The sequence below is a fragment of the Burkholderia sp. Ax-1720 genome, assembly GCF_011753035.1.
Taxonomy (GTDB): domain Bacteria; phylum Pseudomonadota; class Gammaproteobacteria; order Burkholderiales; family Burkholderiaceae; genus Burkholderia; species Burkholderia gladioli.
Map to the genome: position 1 here is coordinate 76,307 of NZ_VWWK01000006.1, position 13,463 is coordinate 89,769.

The window sequence follows — 13,463 nt, forward strand, 5'->3', positions numbered from 1 at the left end:
CAGCATTCCGGCCGCGCCCCATTTGAGCCGGTTTTTTTCGCTTGCGAGTATCCGCCCCATTCCGAGGCCGTCCGCGCGACGGTCCCATTCGACTCGACAATCTCAGGAGACGCGCGTGTTCCTCTACGGATTCGGCCCCGTCATCTGGGCGGGCACCGTGCAGACCATCGAGCTGTCGGTGCTGTCGCTGGCCGCCGCGGTGATCCTGGGCCTGCTCGGCGCCGTCGCGAAGCTGTCCGCCAACCGCGTGATGCGCGGCATCGGCACCGCCTACACCACCCTGATCCGTTCGGTGCCGGACCTGGTGCTGATGCTGCTGCTGTTCTACAGCATCCAGATCTGGCTCAACGAGCTGACCGACCTGCTGGGCTGGGACCAGATCGACATCGACCCGTTCGTGGCCGGCGTGCTCACGCTCGGCTTCATCTACGGCGCCTACTTCACCGAAACCTTCCGCGGCGCCTTCCTGTCGGTGCCGCGCGGCCAGCTGGAGGCGGGCGCCGCCTACGGCATGAGCGGCCTGCGCGTGTTCACGCGGATCCTGTTCCCGCAGATGATGCGCTTCGCGCTGCCCGGCATCGGCAACAACTGGCAGGTGCTGGTGAAGGCCACCGCGCTGGTCTCGATCATCGGCCTGGCCGATGTGGTGAAGGCCGCGCAGGACGCCGGCAAGAGCACCTTCAACATGTTCTTCTTCATCCTCGTCGCGGCGCTGATCTACCTGGCGATCACGACGGTCTCCAACCTGGTGCTGCGGCAGCTCGAGCGGCGCTACTCGCTGGGCGTGAGGCACGCGGAACTATGATCGAGATCCTCCAGGAATTCGGCAAGGCCTTCCTGTTCTGGGACGGCCAGCGGCTCTCGGGCCTGGCCGTCACCTTGTGGCTGCTGGTCGCCTCGATCGGCATCGGCTTCGTCTGCGCGATCCCGCTGGCGGTGGCGCGCGTCTCGCGCAAGCGCTGGCTGTCGATGCCGGTGCGCGCCTACACCTACGTGTTTCGCGGCACGCCGCTCTACGTGCAGTTGCTGCTGATCTACACCGGCATGTACAGCCTGGAGTTCGTGCGATCGCACTCGCTGCTCGACGCCTTCTTCCGCAGCGGCTTCCACTGCGCGATCCTGGCCTTCGCGCTGAACACCTGCGCCTACACCACCGAGATCTTCGCCGGCGCGATCCGCGCCACCTCGCACGGCGAGGTGGAGGCCGCGCGCGCCTACGGCATGGGCGGCTGGACCCTGTATCGCCGCGTGATCCTGCCCTCGGCGCTGCGTCGCGCGCTGCCGCTCTACAGCAACGAGGTGATCCTGATGCTGCATGCCACCACGGTCGCCTTCACGGCCACCGTGCCCGACATCCTGAAGGTGGCGCGCGACGCGAACTCCGCCACCTACATGGCGTTCCAGTCGTTCGGGATCGCCGCGCTGATCTATCTTGCGGTATCGTTCGCACTCGTCGCGGCGTTTCGCCGGGCCGAGCGCCACTGGCTCGCGTATCTCGCGGCCGGCCGTCATTGAATCGACCTCATCCCGGGAGACGCCAGTTGGCTCAGACCACGCAGCCGAACGCCGCCAGCAAGCTGGCGGCCCACGACATCCACAAGCGCTACGGCGACAACGAGGTGCTCAAGGGCGTCTCGCTCGACGCCAAGGCCGGCGACGTGATCAGCATCATCGGCGCCAGCGGCTCGGGCAAGAGCACCTTCCTGCGCTGCATCAATTTCCTGGAGCGGCCCAATGCGGGGCAGATCGTGGTCGACGGCGAGACCGTGCGCACCAGGGCCGACAAGAGCGGCGCGCTGGAGGTGGCCGACCACAAGCAGTTGCAGCGCATTCGCACCAAGCTCGCGATGGTGTTCCAGCACTTCAATCTGTGGGCGCACATGAACGTGCTCGAGAACGTGATGGAGGCGCCGCTGCACGTGCTGGGCATCTCCCGTCGCGAGGCCGAGGAACGCGCGCGCGAGTACCTGGAGAAGGTGGGGCTGCCGCCGCGCGTCGAGAAGCAGTATCCCTCGCATCTGTCGGGCGGCCAGCAGCAGCGCGTGGCGATCGCCCGCGCGCTGGCCATGCATCCCGACGTGATGCTGTTCGACGAGCCCACCTCCGCGCTCGACCCGGAGCTGGTGGGCGAGGTGCTGAAGGTGATGCAGAAGCTGGCCGAGGAAGGCCGCACCATGATCGTGGTGACGCATGAGATGGGCTTCGCGCGCAACGTCTCGAACCATGTGATGTTCCTGCACCAGGGGCGTACCGAGGAGCAGGGCGACCCCGCCGAGGTGCTGTCGCGTCCGCAGAGCGAGCGCCTCAGGCAATTCCTGTCGGGCAGCCTCAAGTAAGGGGCGGCGCGGTGGTGGCAGCGATCGGTCGTCCCGGCGGCGCCGCGCGCGCGACGCAGGTCGCGATCGTCGCGCTGCCGCCCGTGTCGATGTCGGGCGTGGGCCCGATCGTCGATGCGCTCGCGCTGGCCAACGAGATCGAGGGCCGGGCGCTCTATCGCTGGCAGGTCTGCTCCTGGGACGGCAAGCCGGTGCCGCTCGCGGGCGGCGCGAGCTGGCAGGCCGACGCGGCCTTCAACGACGCTGTCGCCTGCGACTGGCTGATCGTGGTGAGCGAGCGCTTCCAGCAGTTCGCCGACTACCGCCTGTTCCTCGCCAGCCTGGCGCGCGTGGGCCAGCGCACGCCGCTGGTCAGCGGCATCCATCACGGCGTGTGGTGGCTGGCGATGGCGGGGCAACTGGCCGGCTATCGTGTGGCCGTGAACTGGGAGACCTACCAGCAGTTCGCCGAGCAGTTCGAGCGCACCATCGTCACCCAGCAGATCTACGAGATCGACCGCGATCGCGCCACTTGCGCGGGCGGCCAGGCCAGCATCGATTTCATGCTGGCCATGATCGGCCGCGACCACGGCCCCGAGCTGCCCGAGCGGATCGCCGACGCGCTCGGCTGCGGCACGCCGCGCAGCGGCGAGTCGCGCCAGCGGATTCCCTTCGTGACCGCGCCGGGCGAGCGCCATCCGCGCCTCAACGATGCGCTGCAGCTGATGGAGGCGAACGTCGAGGACCCGCTCACCACGGATGAGATCGCGTCCCTGGTCGGCATCTCGCGACGTCAGCTCGAGCGGCTGTTCCGCCAGTATCTCGGCGCGATGCCGTCCAAGTACTACCTGAACCTGCGCCTCTTGAAGGCGCGCACGCAACTGCAGCGCACCAGCAAGTCGGTGGTGCAGGTGAGCCTGGCCTGCGGCTTCTCCTCGGCCGCGCATTTCTCGAACGCCTACCGCGAGCGCTTCGGCGTGACGCCGCGCGAGGATCGCCGCGCCTGGCTGGAGAAGCAGCACGGCGGCGCGAGCGAGCCGCGCGCCGGCGCGCTGGTGGAGCGCGGCGACGAGGATTGAAGCGGCGGGGGCCGATGCCGCCAGGCTGGCAGCGCCGCCGCCGCGGCATGTTTCGTGATGCCGGCCGGCACCGCGCGCCCGGCGCGAGGCGCCCCCGGCCAAGCCGATAGAACCCGTCGCAATTGCGCAAGACGTATCGCGCCCCGTTGCCTACACTGAACGCTGTGATTTCTGGACCAAGGAACCGCCATGACCTCCGAGAACGTGACCCGACAGACTTTCGATGACGTGATGGTGCCGGTATTCTCGCCGGCCCCGTTCGTGCCCGACCGCGGCGAGGGTTCCCGCGTGTGGGACACCGCCGGCAAGGACTACGTCGATTTCGCCGGCGGCATCGCGGTGACCGCGCTCGGCCACGGCCACCCGGAAGTGCTGAAGGTGTTCGAGGCGCAGGGCCGCAAGCTCTGGCACATCGGCAACGGCTACACCAACGAGCCGGTGCTGCGCCTGGCCCGGCGTCTCGAGAGCCTGACCTTCGCCGATCGCGCCTTCTTCGCGAACTCCGGCGCCGAGGCCAACGAGGCCGCGCTGAAGCTGGCGCGACGCGTCGCCTTCGATCGCTTCGGCGAGGACAAGTACGAGATCGTCTCGTTCGCGCAATCCTTCCACGGCCGCACCTTCTTCACGGTCAGCGTGGGCGGCCAGCCGAAGTATTCCGACGGCTTCGGCCCGAAGCCGGGCGGCATCCACCATCTGCCCTACAACGACATCGAGGCCGCGCGCGCCGCGATCGGCCCGCGCACCTGCGCGGTGATCGTCGAGCCGGTGCAGGGCGAGGGCGGCGTGATCCCGGCCGATCCGGCCTTCCTGAAGGCGCTGCGCGAGGCCTGCGACGCGCACGGCGCGCTGCTGATCTTCGACGAGGTGCAGACCGGCGTGGGCCGCACCGGCCACTTCTACGCCTACATGGACACGGGCGTGACGCCCGACATCCTGACCACCGCCAAGGCGCTCGGCAACGGCTTCCCGATCGGCGCGATGCTGACCACCGAGGCACTGGCCGCGCACTTCAAGGTGGGCGTGCACGGCACCACCTACGGCGGCAACCCGCTCGCCTCGGCGATCGCCGACAAGGTGGTGGAACTGGTCAGCGATCCGAAGCTGCTGGCCGGCGTGGCCGAGCGCGGCGAGCGGATCCGCGCCAGGCTGCGCGAGCTCGACGGCAAGCATGGCCTGTTCAGCGAGATCCGCGGCAAGGGCCTGCTGCTCGGCGCCGAGCTGAACCCGGCCTTCGAGGGCCGCGCCAAGGACTTCGTCACGGCCGCCGCCGAGCACGGCGTGATCATGCTGATCGCCGGGCCCAACGTGCTGCGCTTCGTGCCCTCGCTGGTGATCCCCCTCGATGTGCTCGACGAGGGCCTCGAGCGCTTCGCGCGCGCGGTCGACGCGGTGGTCGCGGCGATCGCCGCGGGCCGCTGAGTCCCGCCTTCCTCCGTCCACAGGAACGACGATGCTATTCGTACGCCCCGGCAGGCTTGCCGATCTCGACGCGCTCGCGCAGATGGCCCGCACCGCGCGGCCGGTGCTGCATTCGCTGCCGCACGACCGTCGCGCGCTGGAGGCGCGCGTGGCGCTGTCCGAGGATTCGTTTCGCGCCGACGCCGATTTCCCCGGCGAGGAGTTCTACCTGTTCGTGCTGGAGGACAGCGAGACGGGGCGCCTGCTCGGCACGGCCAGCATCGTCGCCGCGGCGGGCTATTCGGAGCCGTTCTACGCGTTCCGCAACGACGCGCTGATCCACGCCTCGCGCGAGCTGCACGTGAACCGCAAGATCCACGCGCTGACCATGTCGCACGAGCTGACCGGCAAGAGCCGGCTGGCGGGCTTCTACGTCGATCCCTCCCTGCGCGGCGACGCGGCGGCGCACCTGGTGTCGCGCGCGCGCATGATGTACATCGCCGCGCATCGCCGCCGCTTCACGCCCGAGGTGTTCTCGCTGCTGCTCGGCGTGACCGACGAGAACGGCGCCTCGCCGTTCTGGGAGGCGGTGGGCCGCAAGTTCTTCCGGCGCGACTTCGCCGACATCGAGGTCGAATCGGGCGGCCGCAGCCGTACCTTCATCGCCGAGGTGATGCCGGTCTATCCCGTCTATGTGCCGCTGCTGCCGGAAGCCGCGCAGCGCGTGCTGGGCGAGCCCAACCAGCACGGCCTGCTGGCCTACGACATCCATCTCGAGGAAGGTTTCGAGCCGGATCGCTACGTCGACATCTTCGATGCGGGCCCGGTGCTGACCGCGCAGATCGATCGCATCGCCTGCGTCACGCATAACGGCGCGCGCACCGTGCGCAATGCCGGCCACGCCGGCCAAGCAGGCAGTAGCGCCGATGCCGATGCCGCCGGCCTCACGCACCTGGTGGCCACCGGCGAGGGCGACGCGTTCCGCTGCGTGCTGGCCGACCTGCCCGAGGCGGCCGCGGGCAATGCGATCGACGCGCCGCTCGACGCGGCCGCGCGCGCCGCGCTCGGCGTGGTGGACGGCGACACCGTGCGCTGCGTGCCGCTGCATCGCCGCGACGAGACCAACACGCTTTCGGGAGACGCACGATGATCGTGGTTCGCGTGGTACAGACCGGCGACGTCGATGCGCTGGTCGCGCTCGCGCAGGAAACCGGCCCGGGCCTGACCACCTTCAAGCCCGACCGCGAGGCGCTGGCCGCGCGCATCGAGCGCGCGCGGCGCACCGTCGACGGCGCGGCCTCGCCCGCCGAGGCCGGCTATTTCTTCGTGATGGAGGACACCGCCAGCGGCGATATCGCCGGCGTGTGCGGGATCGAGACCGAGGTCGGCCTGGCCCAGCCCTTCTACAACTATCGCGTCAGCACGGTGGTGCATGCCAGCCAGGACCTGGGCGTGTGGACCCGCATGTCGCTCCTGAACATCTCGCACGACCTGACCGGTTATGCCGAGGTCTGCTCGCTGTTCCTGAGCCCGCGCTATCGCACCGCCGGCGTGGGCGGGCTGCTGTCGCGCTCGCGCTTCATGTTCATCGCGCAGTTCCGCGAGCGCTTCCCGGAGCGGATCTGCGCCGAGCTGCGCGGCCATTTCGACGAACACGGCAGCTCGCCGTTCTGGCGCGCGGTCGGTTCGCACTTCTACCAGATCGATTTCAACGCCGCCGACTACCTCAGCTCGCATGGCCGCAAGTCCTTCCTGGCCGAGCTGATGCCGCGCTTTCCCGTCTATGTCGACCTGTTGCCGCAGGACGCGCAGGACTGCATCGGCCTGACCCATCGCGACACGCTGCCGGCGCGCAAGATGCTCGAGGCCGAGGGCCTGCGCTACCAGAACCACGTCGACATCTTCGACGCCGGCCCGGTGCTCGAATGCCACGTCGGCGACCTGCGCACGGTGCGCGACAGCGTGCTGGTGCCGGTCGAGATCGGCACGCCCGAGGCGGGCGAGGGCGCGCCGCGCGCGCTGGTCTCGAACACCTCGCTGGCCGACTTCCGGGTCGGCATGGCCAGCGGCGCCGTCACCGAGGCGGGCCGCTTCGTGCTGAGCGCCGAGGACGCCGCCGCGCTCGGCGTGGCCGCCGGCGAGACGCTGCGGGTCTATGCGCTGAAGTCACAACCGAGATAACACCATGTCCGAACTTTTCATCGACGGCGACTGGGTCGCCGGCAGCGGTCCCGAATTCTCCTCGCGCAACCCCGGCACCGACGAGCCGGTGTGGCAGGGCGCCGGCGCCTCGCCGTCCGACGTCGACTTCGCCGTGGCCAGCGCGCGCCGCGCCTTCGCGGCCTGGTCGGCGCTCGACTTCGAGGCGCGGGTGGCGATCGTCAAGCGCTTCGCCGCGATCCTCGGCGAACGCAAGGAGGCGCTCGCCGCCGCGATCGGCCGCGAGACCGGCAAGCCGCTGTGGGAGGCGCGCACCGAGGTGGCGACCATGGCCGCCAAGGTCGAGATCTCGATCACGTCCTACCACGAGCGCACCGGCGAGAAGCGCACCGCAATGGCCGACGGCACGGCCGTGCTGCGGCATCGCCCGCATGGCGTGGTGGCGGTGTTCGGGCCGTACAACTTCCCGGGCCACCTGCCTAACGGCCATATCGTGCCGGCCCTGATCGCCGGCAACACGGTGGTGTTCAAGCCTTCCGAGCTGGCGCCCGGCGTGGCGCGCGCCACCGTCGAGGCCTGGCGCGACGCGGGGCTGCCGGCCGGCGTGCTGAACCTGGTGCAGGGCGAGAAGGAGACCGGCGTGGCGCTGGCCAACCATCGCCAGATCGACGGGCTGTTCTTCACCGGCAGCTCGGACACGGGCACCCTGCTGCACCGCCAGTTCGGCGGCCGGCCCGAGATCGTGCTGGCGCTGGAGATGGGCGGCAACAATCCGCTGGTGATCGGCGAAGTGGCCGATCTCGACGCGGCCGTGCATCACACCATCCAGTCGGCCTTCCTGTCGGCCGGGCAGCGCTGCACCTGCGCGCGCCGCATCTTCGTGCCGGAAGGCGCGCACGGCGAGCGTTTCCTGGCGCGCCTGGTCGAGGTCACGGCGCGGATCCGCGCCGATCGTTACGACGCCGAGCCGCAGCCCTTCATGGGCGCGGTGATCTCGGCGCGCGCGGCCTCGCGCCTGGTCGAGGCGCAGGCCTCGCTGCTGGCCGCCGGCGCGCAGGCGCTGATCGCCATGGAGCAGCGCGACCCGAAGCTCGGCTTCGTCAACGCGGCGATCCTCGACGTCACGGCGGTGCGCGATCTTCCGGACACCGAATATTTCGGCCCGCTCGCGCAGGTGATCCGCTACGGCAGCTTCGACGAGGCGATCGCGCTGGCCAACGACACCGCCTACGGCCTGTCGGCCGGGCTGCTGTCCGACGACGCCGATGCCTGGGCGCATTTCCAGCGCAGCATCCGCGCCGGCATCGTCAACTGGAACCGGCCGACCAACGGCGCGTCTTCCGCCGCGCCGTTCGGCGGCGCCGGCCGCTCGGGCAACCACCGGCCCAGCGCCTATTACGCGGCCGACTACTGCGCCTACCCGATGGCCTCGGTCGAGAGCGAACGGCTGAACATGCCGGCGAGCCTCTCGCCCGGCCTCCATTTCTGAGCAGGAAACGACCATGAACGCAACGCGCAACGCCATCGAGGCGAATTTCGACGGGCTGGTCGGCCCGACCCACAACTACGCGGGGCTGTCGTTCGGCAACGTGGCCTCGCTGAGCAACGAGAAGTCGGCGGCCAACCCGAAGGCCGCCGCCAGGCAGGGGCTGCGCAAGATGAAGCAGCTCGCCGATCTCGGCTTCGCGCAGGGCGTGCTGCCGCCGCAGGAGCGCCCCTCGCTGCGCCTGCTGCGCGAGCTCGGCTTCTCGGGCAAGGACGCCGACGTGATCGCCAAGGCCGCCAAGGAAGCGCCCGAGCTGCTGGCGGCCGCCAGCTCGGCCTCGGCGATGTGGACCGCCAATGCGGCCACCGTCAGCCCCTCGGCCGATACCGGCGACGGGCGGGTCCACTTCACGCCGGCCAACCTGTGCAGCAAGCTGCATCGCGCGATCGAGCACGAATCGACGCGCCGCACGCTGTCGGCGATCTTCGCCGACGAGTCGCGCTTCATGGTGCACGACGCGCTGCCCGGCACGCCGGCGCTCGGCGACGAGGGCGCGGCCAACCACACGCGCTTGTGTGCCGAATACGGCAGCGCCGGCGTCGAGTTCTTCGTCTACGGCCGCAGCGAATACCGGCGCGGGCCCGAGCCCAAGCGCTTCCCGGCGCGCCAGACCTTCGAGGCGAGCCGCGCGGTGGCGCAGCGCCACGGCCTGGCCGAGGACGCGACCGTCTACGCCTTGCAGAACCCCGAGGTGATCGATGCGGGCGTATTCCACAACGACGTGATCGCGGTCGGCAATCGCGACACGCTGTTCTGCCACGAACTGGCCTTCGCCGAGCGCAAGTCGGTGTACGACGCGCTGAGCGCCTCGCTCGCGGCGCGCGGCGCGCATCTGAACGTGATCGAGGTGCCCGAGGCGGCGGTGAGCGTGGCCGACGCGGTCGGCTCCTACCTGTTCAACAGCCAGCTGCTGTCGCGCGCCGACGGCTCGCAGGTGCTGGTGGTGCCGCAGGAATGCCGCGAGAACGAGCGCGTGGGGCGCTATCTCGATGCGCTGGCGGCCGGCAACGGGCCGATTGGCGAGGTGCTGGTGTTCGACCTGCGCGAGAGCATGAAGAACGGCGGCGGCCCGGCCTGCCTGCGCCTGCGGGTGGTGCTGAACGAGGCCGAGCGCGCGGCGGTGCGGCCTAACGTGTGGATCGACGATGCGCTGTTCGGCTCGCTCGACGCCTGGATCGAGAAGCACTATCGCGACCGCCTCGCGCCGTCCGACCTGACCGACCCGGCCTTGCTCAATGAGTCGCGCACCGCGCTCGACGAGCTGACGCAGATCCTCAAGCTCGGTTCGCTGTATGACTTCCAGCGCTGATCGCGGCGGCGCGCCCGCCTGGCTCGACGATTTCCTCGCCTTCACGCTGGCCGGCGGGACGCCGGACGCGCGCGAGGGCGTTTGCGCCGGCGGGGCGGTGCGCTACGCCTGGCACGGCGAAGGTCTGCTGGCGCTGAGCCCGGCGGCGTTGGTGGCGGGCGCAGCGATGCCGGCCAGCCTGCTGGTATCGGCCGGTGTGCACGGCGACGAAACCGCGCCGATCGAACTGCTGTCGATGATGGTGCGCGACCTGGCGCGCGGCGCGCTGTCCTTGGCGAACCGCCTGCTGGTGGTGCTGGGCCACCCGGCGGCGATGCGCGCCGGCACGCGCTACCTCGACGACGACCTGAACCGCTTGTTCAACGGCCGCCACGCGCAGCGCGAAGGCAGCCGCGACGCACCGCGCGCGGCCGTGCTCGAGGCCGCGGCGCGCGAGTTCTTCGCCGCCGCCCCCGAGTCGCGCCAGATGCGCTGGCACCTCGACATGCACACGGCGATCCGCGCCTCGGCCTTCGAGCAGTTCGCGCTGCTGCCGCATATCGGCGAGCCGCCGGCGCGCGCCATGATCGACTGGCTGGCGCGCGCGCGGATCGCGGCGGTGCTGCTGCATACCGAGGCGGGCAATACCTATTCGCAGTTCTGCGCGAGCGCCTGCGGGGCGCTGGCCTGCACACTGGAGCTCGGCAAGGTGCGCCCGTTCGGCCAGAACGAGCTGTCGCGCTTCGCCGGCGCCGATGCGGCGGTGCGCGCGCTGATCGCGGGTGAAGTCGGCAGCGCAGCCGCGCATGCCGCCGCCGCGGCGCCCGCGTTGCCGCGCGTGTTCACCGTGATCGGCCAGCTCACCAAGCAGAGCGAGGCTTTCGAGCTGCTGGTGGCCGGCGACGTGGCGAATTTCACGCCGCTGGCGCGCGGCACCCTGGTCGCGCGCGACGGCGACTATCGCTACCTGGTCTCGCACGACGAGGAGCGCATCGTGTTCCCGAACCCGGCGGTCAAGCCGGGCCTGCGAGCCGGGCTGATGGTGGTGGAGACCACCGAGGCCACGCTGGCCGCGCTCGGCTGAAGGCGGCCCGGCGCGGTTTGGCTCGATGCGGCGCGGCCCTTCGCGCGCCGCGTCGCGCGGCAAGCCGGCCCGCTCGCGGCGGGGCGCGGCGCGCTCGGCGGTACAATCGCGCCCTTGTGGCGTTTTCCGCCGCATCACGGCTTGACCCGTGCGTAGTGTCCGGGCGCCCGTCCCACGAGGGCGCGCGCCCGTTTGTCCAAGAACCGATCTGTATCTCGAGGAGAACCTTCCGATGAAGTTGAACTGGCGAAAGATGGCCGCGGGCGCGGTGGCGACGGCCGCCGCGATGTCCACCCTGTCCGGCGCGAGCGCCGCGGACCTGAAGCAGATCCGCTTCGGCGTCGAGGCCTCGTATGCGCCGTTCGAGTACAAGCTGCCCGACGGCAAGCTCGCCGGTTTCGACATCGATGTCGGCAATGCCGTGTGCGCGAAGCTGAAGGTCAAGTGCGTGTGGGTCGAGAACGACTTCGACGGCCTGATCCCGGCGCTGCAGGCCCGCAAGTTCGACGCGATCAACTCGGACATGACGATCACCGACCAGCGCAAGAAGGCGGTCGCGTTCACCGATCCGATCTACTCGATCCCGAACCAGCTGATCGCGAAGAAGGGTAGCGGCCTGCTGCCCACGCCCGCCTCGCTCAAGGGCAAGCGCGTCGGCGTGCTGCAGGGCACGATCCAGGAGTCCTACGCCAAGGCGCGCTGGGCCCCGGCCGGCGTCGAGGTGGTGCCCTACCAGACCCAGGACCTGGCCTACGAGGACCTGAAGTCGGGCCGCCTGGACGCCACCTTCCAGGATTCGGAAGCGGCCGCCAAGGGCTTCCTGGCCAAGCCGCAGGCCGCCGGCTTCGCGTTCGCGGGCCCGCAGGTGGTCGATGCCGAGATCCTCGGCTCGGGCGTCGGTTTCGGCCTGCGCAAGAACGACACCGACCTGCGCAACGCCATCAACGGCGCGCTGAAGGACCTGAAGGCCGACGGCACGATCGACAACCTGGCGAAGAAGTATTTCAGCGTGCCGGTGGTGCTGAAGTAAGCCGCCGCAGCCGGCGACAAGAAAAAACCGGCCGCTCCCGTCAGGGGGCGGCCGGTTTTTTTGTCCGTCGCGGGCGGCGGGCGCGGCTCAGTGCGCCTCGCCGTCCCGCAGCGAGAAGAAGCGGCTCAGCTCGGCGCCGATATTGTTGAGCACCGCCATCTCGCGATGGGCGATGCGCTGGGTGCGCTGCGGGCCCGACCAATCGCCGTAGAGCAGGGCCGCGCAGTGATCGCCGCTGCGCACCGGCAGCAGCACGAAGCCGTGCACGTCGGGCAGCGCGTCGCGGTACCAGGCGGGCAGGCGGCGGCGCATCTTCGGCTCGTGCGCGTCCTCGATGAAGATCCCGACCGAATTCGAGATCGCCAGGTGGAACACGTCGGGCTCGAAGGTCTCGTGAAAGCGCATGCGCGGCAGCGCGGCCTCCACGCCGAAACCGAAACCCAGCCTGGCCGAAAACACCCCGTCGGCATCGCGCACGAACATGATGGTGCGCGACAGCGCGAGGCCCGCCAGCACGCTTTCGGAGGCCAGCGCCAGCACGTGTTCCTGCTGGTTCTCGGTGGGCAGCGCGCGCAGGTCGGCCAGCCCGGTGTCGAGCGTGGCCTGCGGCTCGGCGGCCGCGCGTTCGAGCGCCGCCGCGTTGGCGCGCAGCGCCACGATCTCGCGCAGCACCGTGTCGCTGGCCTCGTCGTGGGCCAGCTCGCGGGCGATACGCACCAACTCGTCGGGCTCGATCTCGAGCGTGGCGGCGAAGCGCTGGGCCAGCGCCAGCAGGCGCGTGTCGCGCTGGCCGGCGCTCAGGCCCGGGGTGGTCATCACCGCAGCCACCTCGGTCGAGCAGTCGCTGACCGCGCGCAGCCACTGGATGCTTTCCGCGCTGGTTTCGTCGGCCGGGTCGAACGGCGCGATGCTGGCGCGGATCGACTCGGGCAGGCGCCAGCGCAGCGCGGCCTCCCGGCCGATCTCGTCGAAGCCCACGCCCAGCACGTCGACGCAGGCGGCGGCGTCGTTGCCGCCGAGTTCGGCCGCGCGGCGGCGGATCGCGTCCCACTCGCTGTCCAGGTAGAACACCACCAGCAGCTTGCCGACCTGGCGCATCAGGGTGCAGACGATCGCCTCCTCGCCGGCGCGCAGCTCCGCATCCTCGGTCAGGCTGCGCGCCACGCAGCCCGAGAGCAGCGCGCGGTTCAGCTCCAGCTTGGCGTCGATGCGCTGCGAGGCGCCCTGGTGGAAGTGGTCGACCAGCTTCAGGCCGACCACCAGGTGGCCGACCGCGTCCATGCCCAGCACCATCAGGGCGCGGGTCACAGTGGTGATGTTGCCGCCGAACGCGATGTACATCGCCGAGTTGGCGAGCCGGATCACCTTCTGCGTGAGCGCGAAGTCGGACAGCACCACGCCCACCAGCGCGGTGAAGTCGAGGTTGTCGTTGTCGATCGCGGCCATGGTCGCGCGCAGCGAATCCGACAGCATCGGAAAATCGCCGCGGTCGTTCATGCGCGCCCACAGCTTGTCGAGCAGCGCCGCTTTCGGCAGGTGTTCGGTGTATGTCGTCATACGGTT

At 70.2% G+C, this 13,463-nt stretch carries 12 protein-coding genes; 11 read left to right on the forward strand and 1 reads right to left on the reverse strand.

The window, feature by feature from the left end:
- The first annotated feature begins 115 nt into the window (after positions 1-115).
- The 11 genes from hisQ (at position 116) to F3J18_RS03700 (ending at position 11,900) form a co-directional block, all read left to right on the forward strand.
- Positions 116-805: a histidine ABC transporter permease HisQ gene (gene hisQ / locus F3J18_RS03650; protein ID WP_025099706.1), complete on the forward strand. Its 690-nt coding sequence runs from the start codon at positions 116-118 to the stop codon at positions 803-805.
- Positions 802-1,515 (forward strand): ABC transporter permease, encoded by a 714-nt coding sequence (locus tag F3J18_RS03655; RefSeq protein ID WP_013697178.1) that lies wholly within the window; start codon positions 802-804, stop codon positions 1,513-1,515. Before hisQ ends, F3J18_RS03655 begins: the two co-directional genes overlap by 4 nt.
- A gap of 26 nt (positions 1,516-1,541) precedes the next feature.
- Positions 1,542-2,336 (forward strand): ATP-binding cassette domain-containing protein, encoded by a 795-nt coding sequence (locus F3J18_RS03660; RefSeq protein WP_105859049.1) that lies wholly within the window; start codon positions 1,542-1,544, stop codon positions 2,334-2,336.
- 89 nt (positions 2,337-2,425) lie between these two features.
- Complete coding sequence (locus tag F3J18_RS03665; RefSeq protein WP_240154683.1) at positions 2,426-3,394, forward strand: GlxA family transcriptional regulator; 969 nt, start codon at positions 2,426-2,428, stop codon at positions 3,392-3,394.
- 189 nt (positions 3,395-3,583) lie between these two features.
- Entirely contained in the window at positions 3,584-4,813 is a 1,230-nt protein-coding gene (locus F3J18_RS03670) for an aspartate aminotransferase family protein (RefSeq protein WP_166911395.1), read from the forward strand.
- Between the two features lie 31 nt (positions 4,814-4,844).
- The gene (gene aruF, locus F3J18_RS03675; RefSeq protein WP_166911397.1) at positions 4,845-5,942 is read left to right on the forward strand and encodes an arginine/ornithine succinyltransferase subunit alpha; all 1,098 of its coding nucleotides are present in this window, start codon (positions 4,845-4,847) and stop codon (positions 5,940-5,942) included.
- Positions 5,939-6,973, forward strand: a complete 1,035-nt coding sequence (astA, locus tag F3J18_RS03680; RefSeq protein ID WP_025099711.1) for an arginine N-succinyltransferase — start codon at positions 5,939-5,941, stop codon at positions 6,971-6,973. The genes aruF and astA overlap by 4 nt, the downstream gene beginning before the upstream one ends.
- A 4-nt stretch (positions 6,974-6,977) precedes the next feature.
- On the forward strand, positions 6,978-8,441 hold the full coding sequence (gene astD / locus F3J18_RS03685; RefSeq protein ID WP_166911399.1) for a succinylglutamate-semialdehyde dehydrogenase: 1,464 nt from the start codon (positions 6,978-6,980) through the stop codon (positions 8,439-8,441).
- Between the two features lie 13 nt (positions 8,442-8,454).
- Entirely contained in the window at positions 8,455-9,807 is a 1,353-nt protein-coding gene (gene astB, locus F3J18_RS03690; protein WP_025099713.1) for an N-succinylarginine dihydrolase, read from the forward strand.
- Positions 9,791-10,870 carry a succinylglutamate desuccinylase gene (astE, locus tag F3J18_RS03695; protein WP_025099714.1) on the forward strand — a complete coding sequence of 360 codons (1,080 nt, stop codon included), beginning with the start codon at positions 9,791-9,793 and terminating at the stop codon, positions 10,868-10,870. Before astB ends, astE begins: the two co-directional genes overlap by 17 nt.
- Before the next feature lie 232 nt (positions 10,871-11,102).
- Positions 11,103-11,900 (forward strand): ABC transporter substrate-binding protein, encoded by a 798-nt coding sequence (locus F3J18_RS03700; protein WP_025099715.1) that lies wholly within the window; start codon positions 11,103-11,105, stop codon positions 11,898-11,900.
- Between the two features lie 87 nt (positions 11,901-11,987).
- On the opposite strand, the gene F3J18_RS03705 is transcribed toward F3J18_RS03700, so the two are convergent.
- The gene (locus tag F3J18_RS03705) at positions 11,988-13,457 is read right to left on the reverse strand and encodes an HDOD domain-containing protein (protein WP_013697188.1); all 1,470 of its coding nucleotides are present in this window, start codon (positions 13,455-13,457) and stop codon (positions 11,988-11,990) included.
- Positions 13,458-13,463: the final 6 nt, after the last annotated feature.

Excerpts from the sequence above, each read along its gene's own strand:
- astA (WP_025099711.1), top strand. The coding sequence starts at position 5,939 with ATGATCGTGGTTCGCGTGGTACAGACCGGCGACGTCGATGCGCTGGTC.
- astD (WP_166911399.1), top strand. The coding sequence starts at position 6,978 with ATGTCCGAACTTTTCATCGACGGCGACTGGGTCGCCGGCAGCGGTCCC.
- F3J18_RS03670 (WP_166911395.1), top strand. The coding sequence starts at position 3,584 with ATGACCTCCGAGAACGTGACCCGACAGACTTTCGATGACGTGATGGTG.
- F3J18_RS03700 (WP_025099715.1), top strand. The coding sequence starts at position 11,103 with ATGAAGTTGAACTGGCGAAAGATGGCCGCGGGCGCGGTGGCGACGGCC.
- astB (WP_025099713.1), top strand. The coding sequence starts at position 8,455 with ATGAACGCAACGCGCAACGCCATCGAGGCGAATTTCGACGGGCTGGTC.
- F3J18_RS03665 (WP_240154683.1), top strand. The coding sequence starts at position 2,426 with ATGTCGGGCGTGGGCCCGATCGTCGATGCGCTCGCGCTGGCCAACGAG.
- F3J18_RS03705 (WP_013697188.1), bottom strand. The coding sequence starts at position 13,457 with ATGACGACATACACCGAACACCTGCCGAAAGCGGCGCTGCTCGACAAG.
- aruF (WP_166911397.1), top strand. The coding sequence starts at position 4,845 with ATGCTATTCGTACGCCCCGGCAGGCTTGCCGATCTCGACGCGCTCGCG.
- F3J18_RS03655 (WP_013697178.1), top strand. The coding sequence starts at position 802 with ATGATCGAGATCCTCCAGGAATTCGGCAAGGCCTTCCTGTTCTGGGAC.
- astE (WP_025099714.1), top strand. The coding sequence starts at position 9,791 with ATGACTTCCAGCGCTGATCGCGGCGGCGCGCCCGCCTGGCTCGACGAT.